General features: G+C 63.0%; 14 protein-coding genes and 4 tRNA genes. 1 reads left to right on the top strand and 17 read right to left on the bottom strand.

Features of this window, described 5'->3' with window-relative positions; translation table 11 throughout:
- Positions 1-88 precede the first annotated feature (88 nt).
- The 10 genes from KCX70_RS14350 to dinB form a co-directional block, all read right to left on the bottom strand.
- Positions 89-1,330 carry a type II secretion system F family protein gene (locus KCX70_RS14350; RefSeq protein ID WP_212617956.1) on the bottom strand — a complete coding sequence of 414 codons (1,242 nt, stop codon included), beginning with the start codon at positions 1,328-1,330 and terminating at the stop codon, positions 89-91.
- Positions 1,331-1,430: 100 nt separating this feature from the next.
- Complete coding sequence (locus KCX70_RS14355; protein ID WP_212617957.1) at positions 1,431-3,155, bottom strand: GspE/PulE family protein; 1,725 nt, start codon at positions 3,153-3,155, stop codon at positions 1,431-1,433.
- Positions 3,152-4,549 (bottom strand): tetratricopeptide repeat protein, encoded by a 1,398-nt coding sequence (locus KCX70_RS14360; protein ID WP_212617958.1) that lies wholly within the window; start codon positions 4,547-4,549, stop codon positions 3,152-3,154. The genes KCX70_RS14355 and KCX70_RS14360 overlap by 4 nt, the downstream gene beginning before the upstream one ends.
- A complete protein-coding gene (locus KCX70_RS14365; protein WP_212617959.1) occupies positions 4,546-5,472 on the bottom strand; it encodes an ExeA family protein in 927 nt (308 codons plus the stop codon). The genes KCX70_RS14360 and KCX70_RS14365 overlap by 4 nt, the downstream gene beginning before the upstream one ends.
- A 9-nt stretch (positions 5,473-5,481) precedes the next feature.
- A complete protein-coding gene (mshL, locus tag KCX70_RS14370; protein ID WP_212617960.1) occupies positions 5,482-7,083 on the bottom strand; it encodes a pilus (MSHA type) biogenesis protein MshL in 1,602 nt (533 codons plus the stop codon).
- Entirely contained in the window at positions 7,080-7,412 is a 333-nt protein-coding gene (locus KCX70_RS14375) for a Type II secretory pathway component (protein ID WP_249121646.1), read from the bottom strand. The genes mshL and KCX70_RS14375 overlap by 4 nt, the downstream gene beginning before the upstream one ends.
- Positions 7,405-8,070 carry a type II secretion system protein GspM gene (gene gspM / locus KCX70_RS14380; RefSeq protein ID WP_212617961.1) on the bottom strand — a complete coding sequence of 222 codons (666 nt, stop codon included), beginning with the start codon at positions 8,068-8,070 and terminating at the stop codon, positions 7,405-7,407. The genes KCX70_RS14375 and gspM overlap by 8 nt, the downstream gene beginning before the upstream one ends.
- Positions 8,063-8,668 (bottom strand): PilN domain-containing protein, encoded by a 606-nt coding sequence (locus KCX70_RS14385; RefSeq protein ID WP_212617962.1) that lies wholly within the window; start codon positions 8,666-8,668, stop codon positions 8,063-8,065. The genes gspM and KCX70_RS14385 overlap by 8 nt, the downstream gene beginning before the upstream one ends.
- A complete protein-coding gene (pilM, locus tag KCX70_RS14390) occupies positions 8,668-9,585 on the bottom strand; it encodes a type IV pilus biogenesis protein PilM (RefSeq protein WP_021208405.1) in 918 nt (305 codons plus the stop codon). Before pilM ends, KCX70_RS14385 begins: the two co-directional genes overlap by 1 nt.
- Positions 9,586-9,933: 348 nt before the next feature.
- Positions 9,934-10,932 (bottom strand): DNA polymerase IV, encoded by a 999-nt coding sequence (dinB, locus tag KCX70_RS14395; protein ID WP_249121647.1) that lies wholly within the window; start codon positions 10,930-10,932, stop codon positions 9,934-9,936.
- 394 nt (positions 10,933-11,326) lie between these two features.
- Here dinB and KCX70_RS14400 point away from each other — a divergent pair, with 394 nt between their 5' ends.
- Positions 11,327-11,602 carry a hypothetical protein gene (locus tag KCX70_RS14400; RefSeq protein ID WP_102852184.1) on the top strand — a complete coding sequence of 92 codons (276 nt, stop codon included), beginning with the start codon at positions 11,327-11,329 and terminating at the stop codon, positions 11,600-11,602.
- A 9-nt stretch (positions 11,603-11,611) separates the two neighbouring features.
- Here the strand turns inward: KCX70_RS14400 and KCX70_RS14405 are convergent, their stop codons facing one another.
- From KCX70_RS14405 to KCX70_RS14435, 7 genes are all read right to left on the bottom strand, one after another.
- Positions 11,612-12,061, bottom strand: a complete 450-nt coding sequence (locus KCX70_RS14405) for an acyl-CoA thioesterase (protein ID WP_102852185.1) — start codon at positions 12,059-12,061, stop codon at positions 11,612-11,614.
- Between the two features lie 228 nt (positions 12,062-12,289).
- A tRNA-Glu gene (locus KCX70_RS14410) sits at positions 12,290-12,365 on the bottom strand.
- Positions 12,366-12,413: 48 nt separating this feature from the next.
- A tRNA-Ala gene (locus KCX70_RS14415) sits at positions 12,414-12,489 on the bottom strand.
- A gap of 50 nt (positions 12,490-12,539) precedes the next feature.
- A tRNA-Glu gene (locus tag KCX70_RS14420) sits at positions 12,540-12,615 on the bottom strand.
- Positions 12,616-12,664: 49 nt separating this feature from the next.
- Positions 12,665-12,740 (bottom strand) — tRNA-Ala (locus KCX70_RS14425).
- Between the two features lie 166 nt (positions 12,741-12,906).
- Positions 12,907-14,388 carry a glutamate--tRNA ligase gene (gene gltX, locus KCX70_RS14430; protein ID WP_212617964.1) on the bottom strand — a complete coding sequence of 494 codons (1,482 nt, stop codon included), beginning with the start codon at positions 14,386-14,388 and terminating at the stop codon, positions 12,907-12,909.
- Between the two features lie 64 nt (positions 14,389-14,452).
- A complete protein-coding gene (locus KCX70_RS14435) occupies positions 14,453-15,382 on the bottom strand; it encodes a LysR family transcriptional regulator (protein ID WP_102852187.1) in 930 nt (309 codons plus the stop codon).
- Between the last annotated feature and the right edge of the window lie 100 nt (positions 15,383-15,482).

Here is a 15,482-nt window from a genome sequence, read left to right on the forward strand (position 1 = left end):
TTTCTGTCATGAGCCTTTCCAATTTCCGTTCAGTAGCAATTGCCATGCTGGTTTCGTCGGCTGCCGACAGACGGCCGCCGGTACGCCGTCACCCTCTTCCCTGCGCCGCTGCGCCCAGTTCCCACATCGGCAGGAACACACCGAGCGCCAGCACCAGCACCATCACGCCCATGCAGACGATAAGGATCGGCTCGATGGCGTCGGCCAGTTGCTTGAGGTCGTAGTCGACTTCCTGTTCGTAGAAATCGGCGACTTCGATAAACAGGTCGTCGAGGGCGCCGGTTTCTTCGCCGACGGCCATCATCTGCAGCACCAGCGGGGTGAACAGGCCGCTGTTGTACGCCGAGCGTGTCAAGGCTTCGCCACGTTCGACGCTTTCGCGAATGCCGAGAATGGCTTGGCCGATATGCCGGTTGCCGACGCTGGCGCTGTTGATCGACAGGGTCTGCAACAACGGCACGCCGGCGCGGTACATCATCGCGAAGGTGCGGGTGAAGCGCGCCAGGGCGATGCGTTCGAAGATGCCGCCGACAATGGGCAGGCGCAGTTTGATGCGATCCCAGTGCAGTCGGCCCGGATCGGTCTCGATCCATTTGAAGAAGGCGTAGAGCCCACCGACAATGCCGAACAGAAGCAGCCACCACCAGTCGCGCATGAAGTTGGAGGTGCCGATCAGCACCCGCGTCGCCCAGGGCAGCTGCGCGTGGAATTGCGCGAATACCTTGGCGAAAGCCGGAATCACCAGCAGGTTGATCACCGCCAGGGCGACCCCCATCGCGACCATGACGAAGATCGGGTAGCGGGTGGCCTGCTTGATGCGCTTGCGGGTTTCGCGCTCGAGCTCCAGATAGGCCGCCAGCTGCTTGAACGCCTGATCGAGCTGGCCGGTGTTCTCACCGACGCTGACCATGCTGACGAACAGGTTGTTGAATACTCTCGGGTGCGCATTGAGGGCCACGGCCATGGATTGGCCGCTTTCCAGGCTGGCGCGCACGTCCTGCAGGATCTGTCGGAAGAACAGGTTTCGATTGGATTCGGCCAAGCCGCCGATGGCGCGGATGATCGGCACGCCGGCCTTGCTCAGGCTGTACATCTGCCGGCTGAAGATGATCAGCTCGTCCAGATCGACCCGCTTGCGACGCAGCTTGTCGCGCAGCAGCGCCAGCGCATCGCCGCTACCGACGGCCCCAGCATCGCTGGCATCGATGGTCAACGGCGTGATCTGCCGGGACAGCAACTCGCCGGCAACGGAATCCGCGTTGGCACCGTCGAGTTCGCCGCTGACCTTGGCGCCCTGCGCGTTGCGGCCGGTGTAACGGAAGCTAGCCATCAGACTGCTGCTCCGCTTAGAGGTACCTGCGCAACGTGCTCGATGCATGCAAGCAAGCTGCCCCCTACAGAAGCGGTACCGCGCGGCATCGGCACGACGTTCACGCCATCACCTCATCGTCCGCCAGGGTCGCGCAGACCTTGAGCACTTCGTCCACGCTGGTAACGCCGGCGATCGCGTAGTCCATGGCGCACTCGGCCAGCGGACGATAATGCGGCTGCTGGCGTGCAGCTTCGGCGAAGCCCTGCGGATCACCGCGACGCAGTGCGGCAACCATGGCTTCATCGAGCTCGAGCAGTTCGTAGACACCGATCCGTCCGCTGTAACCACTGTTATGGCACTGGTGGCAGCCGCTTCCTCGATAGAAGCGTTTGCCCGCCAGGGAGCTGCTATGGAGCGCCTCCAGCCACGCCAGCTGTCGCGGATCGGGCTGGTGTTCTTCCTGGCAATTTTCGCAAACACGGCGGATCAAGCGCTGAGCCAGGACAGCATTGAGCGCAGTGGCGACCAGGAACGGCTCGACGCCCATGTCGATCAAGCGCATGGCAGATGTCAGCGCGTCGTTGGTGTGCAAGGTAGACAGGACGAGGTGGCCGGTAAGCGCGGCACGCAGGCCGATCTCGGCGGTCTCCTGGTCACGGATTTCTCCGACCAGCACGATGTCCGGGTCCTGACGCAGCGCGGCGCGCAGAACGCGAGCAAAGGTCAACTCGATCTTGGCGTTGACCTGCACCTGGTTGATCCGCGGCAGGCGGTATTCGACCGGGTCTTCCACGGTGATGATCTTCTTCTCTGGGCTGTTCAGCTCGGAAAGGCCCGCGTAGAGCGTCGTAGTCTTGCCCGAGCCGGTCGGGCCGGTGACCAGCACCATGCCGTGCGGCCGTTGCAGCAGGCGCCGAAAACGCTCCAGCATGGCCGGCGGCATGCCCGTGCCGTCGAGCTGGAACATCGCGCCGCTCTGGTCAAGCAGACGCATGACCACCGATTCGCCGAACTGTACCGGCATGGTCGAGACCCGCACGTCGAGGTTGCGGTTCTTCACCCGGATATTGAAGCGACCGTCCTGGGGCAGGCGTTTTTCGGATATATCCAGACCCGACATGATCTTCAGGCGCATAACCAATGCGGAAGCCACGCGGTGCTCTTTCATCACCTGCTCGTTGAGCACGCCGTCGATACGTTGGCGGATGCGCACCACGCCTTCGTCGGGCTCGATGTGGATGTCCGAGGCCTTCATTTGTACGGCGTCCTCGAACAGCGTTTGCAGCAGGCGCACCACTGGCGCGTCGCTGTTGCTCTCGGCTCCCAGGCGCGACAGGTCGAAGTCGCTCTCCTGCAGCTCGCCTTCCAGTTCGCCGGCCAGCGAGGCGATCTCGCTGGTGCGCCGATAAAGCTGATCGAGCGCGCCGAGCAATTCGTTTTCGCGCACCACCGCGGGGAATACCCGCTTGCCGAGCAGGCGCTCCATCTCGTCCTGGGCGAACAGGTCGAGCGGGTCGGTCATGCCGACCAGCAGACCATCGGCCTGGCGTGACAGCACCAGGACCCGGAAGCGCCGCGCCACCGCCTCGGGCAGGCTCTGCGTCAGCTGGTTGTCGAATTTGTAGTGCTTGAGTTCGACGAAGGGAATCTGCAGCTGCTCGGAAAGCGCCCGCAGCAAGCGCCCTTCGTCGATGAAGCCGAGATCCAGCACGGTACGTCCGAGCTTGGAGCCAGTGCGTTTCTGATCCTGCAAGGCAAGTTGTAGCTGGGCTTCGCTGATCAGTCCGGCCTGGACCAATAGGTCACCGAGACGAATCTTGCGCTGGCGAAGATCCTGAGTCATTGCGTCCCTCCCAAGGAACCGGCGCGTTCGCTGGCGAACTGACGCGCGCTGCCATCCAGGCCCTGCCCTTGCAGGGCCTGGCGATAATGCTGGCCGGCCTGCGCCGGCTGATCGAGTTGCTCCAGCGCGATGGCCAGGCCGAGCTGCCAGGCGCCCTGATCCGGTCGCACGGCAACCAGTTGCCGATAGGTCGCGGCACTGGACGACCAATCGCCGACCTGCTGATAGAGCGCAGCAAGCAACGCGTGATAGCTGACGTTGCGGCGCAGGTCCGGTGCGCTCTGCTGTAACGTGGCGATGGCGGCCGCTGGATCGCCTACCTGCAACTGGCCACGTGCGAGCAGTTCACGAAGCTCCGCATCGAACGGCCGCGCTTGCAATTGAGCCGGCAGCCACCTCAGCAGCGCAGCCGTGTCGCCAGCCGCCAGGTAGGCCCGGGCCAGCCATCGGATGACCTCCGGGTTGTCCGGCTGGGCGAGCTGCAATGCTTGCAGTTGCTCGATGGCCCGCAGGTGATCGCCTCGCGCCAGCGCCTGGCGCGCCTCGACCAGCGCATCGGCCTTGTGCGCGCCGATGGACAATGTTTTGGGACCAATAGGCGCCGATGGCTCGGCGCTCGGAGCCGGCCGAGCGCTGGGCTTCTGCGCGATAGGCGCCGGCTCACGGGGCGCTTCCGTCGCAGCGACCTCCCGGGTGACCCAGTCCGGCAGCTGCGCTTCGTCCGGCTCGGCCGGTTCAGCTACCGGCATCGATACGTTCTGCGCTTCGGCGTCATTGGCGTCACCCAGCGGCACATCCAGCCACAGCTGCGACCGGTCGCCAGCCGACTCGAGACGATCGGCCACACTCAGGCGATCGCCGAAACCGACCAGTAGCACCTGAACGTCGTTGCCCTGCGCCTCGACCCGCCAGGACAAGGTCTGCCCATCCTTTTCAATGCGGCCGGAGCGAGCCTCGCCCGTGTACCGAACGTCTTCGAGCCTGAAACTGACCGAACCGCTCGTGTCGGTTCGCTCGTAGCTGACGGAGTGATCGAGCAACAGCTGGAGCACGAAACGTCGCCCATCGTTTTGCGGCAACACCTCCAGCAAACGCGTCGATGAAATAGCCACGGGCACCGGTGCGACCGGCTCGGCTGGAACCGGCGCGACGGGAGCGGGCGTGACCGTGGCGGACTCTGCGGTCCAACGCAGGCGATCGCCAAGCAGCCACAGGGCAGCGACCGCCAGCACGATCGCGGCGATGACCGCCCCGCCCCGCCACAACCGCTTGAGCCGCCCACGGCGTGCGGCGCCGCGTTCATCCACGGCATGAAGGGCGCCCAGCTGCTGCCGTTCGGCAGGCGCCGCTCGACGCGCGTCGAGATCACGCAGCATGTCGTTGACCAGGCTCATGGCAGCACCTCGACCAATTGATCCAGCCAGGGCCAGAGGCCGGCGATCAACGCCAGACAACCCACAGCCAAGGTCCAGCCGAAGCGAGACGAAGCCTGTCGCCAGAAGGGCCGTGCCCCTTCGGTGTCATCCAGCGCCCGACGCACATGCCGCGCCGACACCTGGCGGGCGCCTTCTCCAAACGCCACCATCAGGCATTTGTTGGACAGGATGTTGATCAACCGTGGAATACCGCCGCTGCCACGGACCAATAAGCGGACCGCGGCGGCCTGGAACAGCGGCTCGCCTCGATAACCCGCCACCGCGAGGCGCTCCTGCAGGTAGCGCGTGGTGTCTTTGACGTCCAGCGGGCGCAGGTTGTAGGAGAACGTGATGCGCTGACGCAGCTGGCGAAAGTCCTCGCGCGCCAGCGTCTCGTCCAGTTCCGGCTGGCCGAACAGCACCACTTGCAGCAGCTTGTTGTGTTCGGTTTCGAGGTTGGTCAGCAGGCGCAACGCTTCCAGCGTCGAGGTAGGCAGTGCCTGAGCTTCGTCGATCAGCAGAACCGTGCTTTTGCCCAGCCCGGCCAGGTCGATGAGGCGGCTGTGAAGGGCGGCGAGCAAGGCGTGATTGTCCAGGCTTTCAACCTCGGCAATGTGCAGCTCGTGCGCCAGCGCCTGACGCAGCGTCATCGGCGTCAGTGTGGGATTGGGCAGCCAGGCGACCTGATAGCGGGCGCCGTCCAGCTCGTTCAACAACGCACGGCAGAGCAACGTCTTGCCCGTGCCGACCTCGCCGGTAACCTTGATGAAACCCTCGCCCTCGGCCAGCGCCACACGCAGCAGGTTAAGGCATGCCTGATAGGGGGCCAGCTGGACCATGAAGCCGGTATTTGGCGTCAGTGCGAATGGCTTTTCGCGCAAGCCGAAGAATGCTTCGTACATTGCCAGCGCTTACCTGATCGACCGGAACGATTCGGCGGACTTGCGCAGATCGTCCAGCCAGGCCTGGTCATCGACCACCTGCGGCCGCATGAGGATCACCAACTCGGTCTGCTGCAGTGCCTTGCGCTGCTGCTGGAACAACCCGCCCACCACCGGCAGTTTGGAGGCCCAGGGAATGTTCGCGTCGGTGTTGGTGTTGCGATTCTCCAGCAGCCCGCCAATGACAACCACCTGGCCGCTGCGGGCACGCACGATGGAGTCGGATTGTCGGGTCGTCGAGAGCGCCAGGGGCAAGTTGAAGACGTTGTCCGAACCGCCCAGCTGGATGCTCTTGTTCTGATCCTGCACGCGGCTCACGGTGGGACGCACGTGCAGCGTGACCTGACCGTTCTCATCGATCTGCGGGGTGACATCCAGCGAGATGCCGGAGAAGAACGGCGTCAGCGTGATGTCCAGATCCGGCGCGGTGGTGCCGCCAGCCAGGGAAGTGGTGGTAGTCGACACATCGGTGACGAAGAACTCGTCCGTGCCCACCTTGATCACCGCCTTCTGATTGTTCAGCGTGGAGACCCGCGGGCTGGAGAGCACGCGCACGTCGCCCTGGGTCTCCAGCAATTGCAGCACGCCGCTGAAGTCGCCCACCTGCACGGCCGCGCTGAACACGCCGCCCAAGTTGTTCGGCCCGCTCAAGGTATCGCCCTGCACGCCCAGGCTGAACTGCGCATTGCCCATGCTGCCCAGTTGCGCCCAGTTGATGCCGGACTGGAAGCCGTCGGACAGATTCACTTCGAGGATCTTGGTTTCCAGAATGACCTGGCGTTGCAGGTTGCGCTGCGCCTGGGCAAGGAAGCGCTCCACCGCTTGCTGGTCGCTGCTCGGCGCCCGCACCACGAGCAATCCGGCCTGCGGATTGACCACTACCTGATTGCCCTGCTCGTCGCCGATCATCATCTCGACCACGCCGCGTACCTCGCTCCACAGGTCGACGTTGCTGGTGGTCATCAACTGGCTCGCATTCACCGTCGCGGAGGTGCTGCTGGTCGTGGTGCCGGCCGCGCCAACACCGGTGTTTTCACTGTTGGTGACCTGGCCGGAGCTGACGCGGGTATCGGTGGTGCCCTGACGCTGGACGTTCAGGTAGTTCAGGTCATAGGTGCGGGTAATCGCCTGGTTCGGCTGAATCTGATAGCCGTAGGCGGTGCGGCGGTAATCATAGCCATAGCTGTCGCGCACGGCCGCGAGCGCTTCCTCGAGCGTGACGTTGCGCAGGCTGAACGTCACGTTCCCTGTCACGCCGGGATGCACCAGGATGTTCTCTCCGGCGCTGTCCATCAGACTGAGAAAGAACTCCCGCGCCGGCATGTCACTGACGGCCACATCGAACCGCGGTCCGGTAATGGGCTGGCTGTCCGCGGCGGGCAGCGGCGGAATAAGACCGGCCTGTATCGAGGGTGGCGGCGCAACCTTCTGCTGATTCTGCTCCAGGCTTTCCTGGAACAGGCGGTTGCTTTGCTCATACAGGCGCTTGTCGCCATCCTCGAAAGTCTGGCAGGCAGGCAGCAGGCAGAACAGGCTCAACGCGCCGAGGCGGAGCATCAAGGTCGGCATCATGGCAGGGTACGGCTCGTTTGGATGATTGGAGCGCTCAGGCGCAGTTCTTGTTGCCGGCCCTGGCGTTCGATGACAACGGAATGCCTGCGCACCGCCAGGACGCGCATGTCGCCCAGGCGCTCGCCGACCTTCAGGTTCTGCCCGTTTATCACGGCGCTGGCGCGCTCGGGGCCGCGCAGGATGGCCTGCAGGTGCAGGTCCACTGGCGCTTGCGTCACGGCGTCGCTGACAACGCGCCCGGCGGGTGGTTGAGTGGGATCCACGGCGAAAACCGGCGCGGTGAGGAGCAATGCAACCAGGCCGATCGTGCTGACTTCAAACTTAAACACCCACCCACCCCGCGTCGCGACTCAACGTATGCAGATCGAGAATGACGCGGGCCCGACCGGCACCGCCCTCACCCACCTGATAATCCAGCGCATCCCAATGCAGGCGCCAACCGCTGGACTGGATCGCTTTGAGGTAGGCCAGCAGGTCGAAATAACCGCCTTCCAGGGTCAGGCGCAGACCGTGGCGATAGAACACCACGGGCGTCGGCTTCCCCTCGGCCGGTTCAGCTGGCATCGCCGCTGGCACAGCCAACGGGGCACTGGAACTCTCCAGGGAAACCAGCTTCAGCTTCGTCTGGTTCCGCAGCAGGTCTTGCAGCAAGGCTTTCATGTTCGCCGGCGATACCAGCGTGCTGGTCTCCAGGTCGATGCGCCGAAGCAGCTCATCGTGGCCTGCCTGCGCTGTCGCCAATGCCTGCCGATAGCTCAGGTTGGGGTCGGCGGCAAGCTTGGCCTGGATCTCCAGCAAACTGTTCTCGGCCTCCAGTTGGCGCGCATGGGCGAGCTGCTGTCGGCTGGCCTCGGCAGCGACACGCAGGCCCAGCGGCTCGGCAACCAGTAGCAGGTAAAGCATGATCAGCAGCGCCAGCCCGACGCCATAGGCCAGCCATTGCTCGCGTGGCGCCAGGGTCCGCCAATGCTGGATGAGCTTATTCATCGCCCCGCTCCGCCAATGCTTGCGAGGCCAACCGGAACCGCAGCAGATCCTGTTCGTCACGCTGTAAATCGAAGTGAGCGAAATCACGCCCGCTAAACGCACTGCTCTGTCCCAGGCTGCGCAGATATAGCGGGAGCAGTTCCTGGTCCTGCGTCAAACCCTGCAGGGCCAACTCATCCCCGCCGGCCTGCAGCTGAATGCTCGTCAACCAGAGCCCGTGCGGCGGATGCCGGTCGGCCAACCCTTGCAACAACGACACGAAGCCGGAGCTGCGCTGAGCGTCGAGTGTTTTCAGGTAATCGGCCAGGCGCTGCAGCTCGCGATTCTCCGCTTCGCGCTCGGCCAACTGGCGTGGCAACTCGGGATCGAGCACTGGCTCTTGAAAGCCTGTCTTGACCACGTCGAGCTTGGCCACGGCCTCGACGGCCTGTCGCTCGGCAATCGCCGCGGCCTGGCTGGCCGAACGCAGCTGCCAGCCCTGCCAGCCGCCATGGCTGATCAGCAGGACCACAAGCAGGGCAATGCCCAGGCGCATCTGGCGTGGCCTCGGGCCGCCGCCACGACGGCGCTCGCGTTGATAGAGATTGATGTTCTGCATCAGATTTGTTCCTGACGCAGGGCGGCGCCAACGGCACCGATACAGAACGCCTGGCTCGGCTCGGGAAGATCGCTCGCCGGTTGCCCGGGGAACAGGTCACGCAGGTCCAGGCGCTGCAGATTGACGGCCAGGCCGCTGGCAAGCGCCTGGTGGGTCCGCTCACCGTCCTGTTTCATCGGCAGAAGCAACAGCCGGCTGATATAGCCTTTTCCCAGCTGGCTCTCGTAGTAATCGAGCGAGCGCTGGATTTCCAGCGTCGCCCCGGACAGGTCGTGCTCGGCGCGCGCCAGTCCGTGCTCGATACGCCGCGCCATGTACAGGTCGGCCCCGTTCTGGACGATGATCAAGCCTTCGCTGGTACGCAGGCGCAGCAACGCCAGGTTGGTCGCCCCAGCGCCGGCCAGCAGGCCCAGATTGCGCAAGGCCATTTCGGTGATGTCGATGCTTGCCAGCCGCAATCCCGCGTGTTGCACCAACGCGCGGTACTCCTTCATTCGCGCCTTGGTCAGTACCACGCAATAGACCATGCGGGTGCGCCCGCGGTACGCATCATCGGGCAGCGCGAAGCAATCGATGACCACGTCTTCAAGCGACTCGCCGATCAAATCCTTGACGCGCCAGCGCATCGCGTCGCGCAGCTCTTCGGCCGGAACGTCCGCTGCTTCCAGCAAGAACATCTGATAAGCGGACGGATGCAGCAGAAAATTGACGGGCAGACCGCCCAGGCCGTGATCGGCAACCGTCTGCTTGAGCCGCTCGGCCTGTGCCGCAGGTTCACATTCGAAATAGTCGCAACGCCGTAGCGTTGGCGTCTCGCCATTGCGTTGCACGTGCGCGAGCGAAATGCCTTGCGGTCCGGTTTCGAGACCAAGCAGGCTGCCTGTCGCAGCTTCTCGGCGTTTGAAAAACAACCCCATCGGGATATGAACTCCTGGTACGACTCGGTGGTTCACAGGCGCTTTTTATTGGCGATCCCGAACCTCTGGCGAAAAATATCAAATTGCCATTACTGCGACGCGACTCTAGCAAAACGAATCGGCAGGTCCAAATGCGACACGCTTCGCTGCCTGCAACCGATACGCGTCAAATTACCGCGACCACTTATTTATCGGCCGGTCTGGAAGCGAGCTACAAACCGCTCGTCGAGACTGACCATGGCAAAGGCGTCTGGAATATGGCGGCCTGTGCTCTTGTCGACACATCGAGCAACAGGCGTACCACAAAGGCGGGCTAGCGCGTTTTGCGCAGATAATGGCGACCAGCGGTCAGAACAGCCGGAGCTGCTCGAAACCGGCGCGCAGATCGATCAGGCGGACCCCGACGCCGATCAGCCGCACGGGGCGTTTGCCGCGGGCGAAAGCGCCTGCGAGCAGGTCGGCATAGTCTTCGAGTTCCAGGCCGGCGCCGGCCTGCTCGAGGGTGGTCTGGGTGAAATCGTGGAACTTGAGTTTGACGAAGGGCTTGCCGGGGCGGTAACCGCTGTCGAGTCGCGCCATACGCCCGGCCAGTTGCTCGAGCAGCTCAGGCAGGCGCTCGAGGCAAGCGGCGAGATCAGGCAGGTCGCGGTCATAGGTATTCTCGACACTGACCGACTGGCGCCGACTCTCGACCTGTACCGCACGCTCATCGATGCCGTGCGCCAGGCCCCACAGCCGTTCGCCAAAGGAGCCGAAATCCCTCACCAGATCCAGCCGCCGCCAGCTGCGCAGGTCCGCACAGCTGTGTATGCCCATGCGCTTGAGCTTCTCGGCCGTAACCCGCCCCACTCCGTGCAGCTTGGTTACCGGCAACGCCTGGACGAATTCATCGACCTGATCCGGGGTGATCACGAACAGACCATCGGGCTTGTTCCAGTCGCTGGCGATCTTGGCGAGAAACTTGTTCGGCGCCACGCCCGCCGAGACCGTGATACGCAACTGTTGCCAGACACGCCGCCGGATATCTTGCGCGATGCGAGTGGCGCTACCGGCGAAGTGCTCACAACCGCTGACATCGAGAAAGGCTTCATCGAGCGAGAGAGGCTCGATCAGGTCGGTGTAGGTGCGAAAGATGCCATGGATCTCCCGCGACGCTTCCTTGTAGGCATCCATGCGCGGCCGCAGGATCAGCAGGTCCGGGCAGAGCTTCAGCGCATGACCGGACGCCATGGCCGAACGCACGCCGTAGGCGCGTGCTTCGTAATTGCAGGTCGCGATCACGCCGCGACGATCGGCCAGGCCCCCGACAGCGATCGGCCGGTTCGCCAGACTGGGGTCATCGCGCATCTCGATCGCCGCGTAGAAGCAGTCGCAATCGACGTGAATGATCTTTCGGGTCGCGTTAACGGTGCTGCACTCGTGTTTGGTGCCGGGAAGCGCCGCGCGGAGCGGCGCTGGCTCGGAGCGCATTATTGCCGATATTCAGCGCGCCGAGCCAACGACCAGATGATCAGCACCGGCCGGGTTTCTCGATAGTGCGGAGCGAGCGCCTAAGGCGCCGACAGACGGGGCGAAGGAGCCTGGAACCCGTCGAGCCAGGCGCTAGAGCGGTTGCTCTGGGCGTCACGCGAGGGTACGAAACGCCAGGCAGGGAGGTCACGGCGCCTGGTCCGAACCAATATCCGCAGGCCTCAGTCGGAATTAATGAACCGAAGACTTCTTATCGACGCCGGAGACCACTATGAAACTACCCACTACCGCTATTGCAACCCTTACCCTGCTGTTCGCTAGCGCCACCATGGCCAATCAGGACGATATGCAACACCAAACCCATGGCGCCGCCGGCGATACCCAGGGCAGCGCGATGCAGGAGAACCATCAACGCGCCAACACGGCCAATGTCGACGCCAACGGCAAGAGCATGGATCGCAAGATGGAAAAGGAAGTGCAGGACGACTGGCGTGAAGATGCCAAGGAACGCCGTGACGCCGATGTCAGCAAACCGGAACAGCGCTGAGGCGAGCCGCTACAGCTCGAGGGGGTAAGGCTGCACCAATGCCTTGCCGTACCCCTCGACGAATTCCGCTGGCATTCGCTTGGGCTTGCCTGAAGACAGCTGAATGCAGACGAAGGTGGTCTGAGCGCGCAGCAGCGTGGTGTTGTCGATGGGCCTGATGAGCTGGAAATCGCGGCGCATCTTCAGGCGCTGATCGGAATCGACGATCCAGGTCGCCAGTTGCAGGCGATCGCCCTGATAGGCTGCCGCCAGGTAATCGATTTCATGCCTGAGCACGGCCATGGCACGGTCCAGCCGACGATAGTCCTCCAGGCCCAGCCCCAGGCTTTGCGAATGCTGCCAGGCACATCGCTCCAACCAGGATACGTACACCGCGTTGTTGGCGTGGCCCAGCTCATCGATATGCTCGGCCTCGACAGTGAAATCGATGATGAACGCGTCGGTCCGGTCCCAGATCATGCCTATCCTCGCTGTGCAGTGCGTCTTCAGGTTGCGGTCTATTGGAAGCCAGATGCCGATGGATGTCACGTCCGTGACGATCATCTATGACGAAGCATTCAGCACTGCGCATCGTTTCAGCCTGATGAACACAATTGCCAGCGCTGACAATCGATGAAATCGCGCCCAAAACAAAAAGGGCCATTTCGTGAGAAATGACCCTTTGATGCCCAAAACGGGCAAAAAAAATGGCGTCCCCTAGGGGACTCGAACCCCTGTTACCGCCGTGAAAGGGCGGTGTCCTAGGCCACTAGACGAAGGGGACGAAACCTTCGATGAACAGATCGTCGAACCGCTACGACCTGTCGTGGATTGGTGGAGCTAGACGGGATCGAACCGTCGACCTCTTGCATGCCATGCAAGCGCTCTCCCAGCTGAGCTATAGCCCCGGATTTAACGTCTCCCGACTCGCGCCGCTTTCGCGTCGCGATCTGAATAATGGCGTCCCCTAGGGGACTCGAACCCCTGTTACCGCCGTGAAAGGGCGGTGTCCTAGGCCACTAGACGAAGGGGACGCAAAGCCCTTCAAAGGCAACCGGCGTTAACCGGTGTGGCAATCGAGATTGGTGGAGCTAGACGGGATCGAACCGTCGACCTCTTGCATGCCATGCAAGCGCTCTCCCAGCTGAGCTATAGCCCCATCTCGAGGACGGGGCGCATATTAGGTGCGGCCCTGCGGGGTGTCAACGATATTTTTACCTGAGCCCAAAGATTTTTCGGCAGCAGAACAAATACTTACCGGTGACGAGCGGTACAGGACGACCCGCGCGCGGCGGCGCCAGGCGCACGCCGCCTTGTCGCTCGGGTCATGCCATGGCGGCGAAAAGCTTTTCCCACTCCTTCACTTCTTTCTTCGACGCCCCGCCCAACAGCTCCAGCGCCTGACGCAGTCGGAAGCGCGTGAGGTCCGGGCCGATGATTTCCATGGCGTCGAGCACTGATACCGAGCTGGCCTGGCCAGTGATCGAGGCGAACATCAACGGCATGACATCACGCAGTTTAAGTTCGAGATGCGCAGCGACCGCATTAATGCAGTCGGTGACGCGCTCCTTGTCCCACTGGCGCAGCGCTTCGAGTTTCCACAGGGTCAGCTGCAGCACCTGGCGAACCTGCGTGGCGTCGAGCTTCTTGTGCTCGAACAGCGCGGGATCGAGGTTCAACGCTCCGGAGAAGAAGAAACTAGCCAGCGGCGCGATCTGACTGAAGGTCTCCACGCGCTGCTGCACATGCGGGGCGATCTGCATCATGTAGTCTGGGTTGAGCGCCCACTTTTGCACTGCGGCGGCGAACTGCTCGACCGACAGCTCGCGCAACCACTGTCCATTGAGCCAGGACAGCTTTTCGATATCGAAGATCGGCCCGCCCAGCGATACGCGACTGATGTCGAAGTGCTCGATCATTTCCGCCAAGGTGAACTTCTCGCGCTCGTCCGGCATCGACCAGCCCATTCGGCCGAGGTAGTTGAGCATCGCTTCAGGCATGAAGCCCATGCGCTCGTAGAACGTCACTGAGGTCGGGTTCTTGCGTTTGGACAGCTTGCTCTTGTCCGGATTGCGCAGCAGCGGCATGTAGCACAGTTGCGGCTGCTCCCAGCCGAAGTATTCGTAGAGCTTGATCAGCTTCGGCGCCGATGGCAGCCATTCCTCGCCACGCAGGACATGGGTGATGCCCATCAGGTGATCGTCGACGACGTTCGCCAGGAAATAGGTGGGCAGGCCATCGGCCTTCATCAACACCTGCATGTCCATGCGATCCCAGCCGATCTCGACCGTACCGCGCAGCATGTCGTTGACCTGGCAGACGCCCTCGCTCGGCACCTTCATGCGAACCACATGCGACTCGCCCGCCGCGATGCGCTGCTGAGCGGTTTCGGCGGGAATATGCATGCAATGGCCGTCGTAACGCGGCGTTTCCTTGTTGGCCATCTGCTCGGCCCGCACCTGATCGAGGCGCTCGGCGCTGCAGAAACAGGGGAACGCATGCCCCTTGGCGACCAGTTCGTCCGAATACTTCTTGTAGATCTCGCCGCGCTCGCTCTGCCGATAAGGGCCGTGCGGCCCGCCCACGTCCGGGCCCTCGTCCCACTCGATGCCCAACCAGCGCAGCGCATCATAGATCTGCTGCTCGGACTCGCGCGTGGAGCGCAGCTGGTCGGTGTCCTCGATACGGAGGATGAACTGGCCGCCGTGCTGGCGCGCGAAGCAGAGGTTGAACAGCGCGATGTAAGCAGTGCCGACGTGAGGGTCGCCGGTGGGGGATGGTGCGATGCGGGTGCGAACGGTGGTCATGATGTTCTCGGATCAGTGCACGGAAAGACACGGCAGCCGACGATAGCCGGCTCGGTCGGCTGAGTCAGCGCGTGTAAAGGCGCGATGTTAACAGGCGCGCCTCCACCGGCTCCACCAGGCGTCCATCGGTAACCGGTAGCGATTGCATCAGGAAGTCGAGGAAGGCTTTGACTTTCATCGCCTGGAAACGCCGGGAGGGATATACCGCATACACTTCGCCGGTCGGCAGCTCGACGTCCGGCAGAAGCTCGATCAGATGGCCGTCACGCACCTCCTGGTCGGTAATCATGGTCGGCAACGCAGCGATACCCGCCCCTGCCAGCGCAGCTTCACGGGCAAAGGTGATGTTGTTGCAGGTCAGCACGCGACGACAACTGACGTTCTGCTCCAGGATCGGCCAGTAGCGGACAGGATCGCGTGACAGGCTGATCGCACGATGGCGCGCGAGATCCTCCACCTGCATCGGCACGCCATGTTGCGCCAGGTAGGCGGGACTCGCGCAAAGCCGCCGGCGGGTTTCGAACAACTTGCGCGCGATCAACGTGGAGTCTTGCGGCTGGCCAACCAGGATGACGATGTCGATCCCCTCCTCCACCGGATCGACAGGCCGCGCGGCTAACTCCACCTCGGCATTGATATCCGGATACTGGCGCATGAATTCGCCCAGAACCCGCCCCAGCACCCACTGACCGAACTCGATCGGAGCGGTGATCCGCAGCAACCCGGCCGGCGCCTGCTGCAGTTGCATGACCGCCTGCTCGGCTTCGGCGAAGTCGAGCATGATCTGCCGGCAACTTCCGTAGTAGGCCTGCCCCACCTCAGTCAACCGCAACCTGCGCGTGGTGCGGTTGATCAAGCGGACGCCGAGGCGCTCCTCGAGCTGGACGATCCGCCGGCTGACCGTGGATTTCTGCATCCCCAGGCTCAGCGCCGCCTGGGTAAAGCTGTGGCACTCGACCACACGGGTGAAGATCAGCGCGTCGTCCAGCCCCATTGATTGTTCCTTATGTGCAACAAAGTTTAGCGATTGTAACGACTTATTACGCAACAGGAACACTGGTAGATTGACCGGCTCACTTTCCGGTCACGAGCGA

It is taken from the genome of Stutzerimonas stutzeri, assembly GCF_018138085.1.
GTDB classification, from domain to species: Bacteria; Pseudomonadota; Gammaproteobacteria; order Pseudomonadales; family Pseudomonadaceae; genus Stutzerimonas; species Stutzerimonas stutzeri_AI.

Bases quoted from the DNA above. Each gene is read 5' to 3' on its own strand.
- KCX70_RS14405 (WP_102852185.1), bottom strand. From the start codon at position 12,061: ATGATCTGGGACCGGACCGACGCGTTCATCATCGATTTCACTGTCGAG.
- KCX70_RS14355 (WP_212617957.1), bottom strand. From the start codon at position 3,155: ATGACTCAGGATCTTCGCCAGCGCAAGATTCGTCTCGGTGACCTATTG.
- KCX70_RS14385 (WP_212617962.1), bottom strand. From the start codon at position 8,668: ATGCAGAACATCAATCTCTATCAACGCGAGCGCCGTCGTGGCGGCGGC.
- KCX70_RS14365 (WP_212617959.1), bottom strand. From the start codon at position 5,472: ATGTACGAAGCATTCTTCGGCTTGCGCGAAAAGCCATTCGCACTGACG.
- mshL (WP_212617960.1), bottom strand. From the start codon at position 7,083: ATGATGCCGACCTTGATGCTCCGCCTCGGCGCGTTGAGCCTGTTCTGC.
- KCX70_RS14435 (WP_102852187.1), bottom strand. From the start codon at position 15,382: ATGGGGCTGGACGACGCGCTGATCTTCACCCGTGTGGTCGAGTGCCAC.
- dinB (WP_249121647.1), bottom strand. From the start codon at position 10,932: ATGCGCGATGACCCCAGTCTGGCGAACCGGCCGATCGCTGTCGGGGGC.
- gltX (WP_212617964.1), bottom strand. From the start codon at position 14,388: ATGACCACCGTTCGCACCCGCATCGCACCATCCCCCACCGGCGACCCT.
- gspM (WP_212617961.1), bottom strand. From the start codon at position 8,070: ATGAATAAGCTCATCCAGCATTGGCGGACCCTGGCGCCACGCGAGCAA.
- pilM (WP_021208405.1), bottom strand. From the start codon at position 9,585: ATGGGGTTGTTTTTCAAACGCCGAGAAGCTGCGACAGGCAGCCTGCTT.
- KCX70_RS14350 (WP_212617956.1), bottom strand. From the start codon at position 1,330: ATGGCTAGCTTCCGTTACACCGGCCGCAACGCGCAGGGCGCCAAGGTC.
- KCX70_RS14400 (WP_102852184.1), top strand. From the start codon at position 11,327: ATGAAACTACCCACTACCGCTATTGCAACCCTTACCCTGCTGTTCGCT.
- KCX70_RS14360 (WP_212617958.1), bottom strand. From the start codon at position 4,549: ATGAGCCTGGTCAACGACATGCTGCGTGATCTCGACGCGCGTCGAGCG.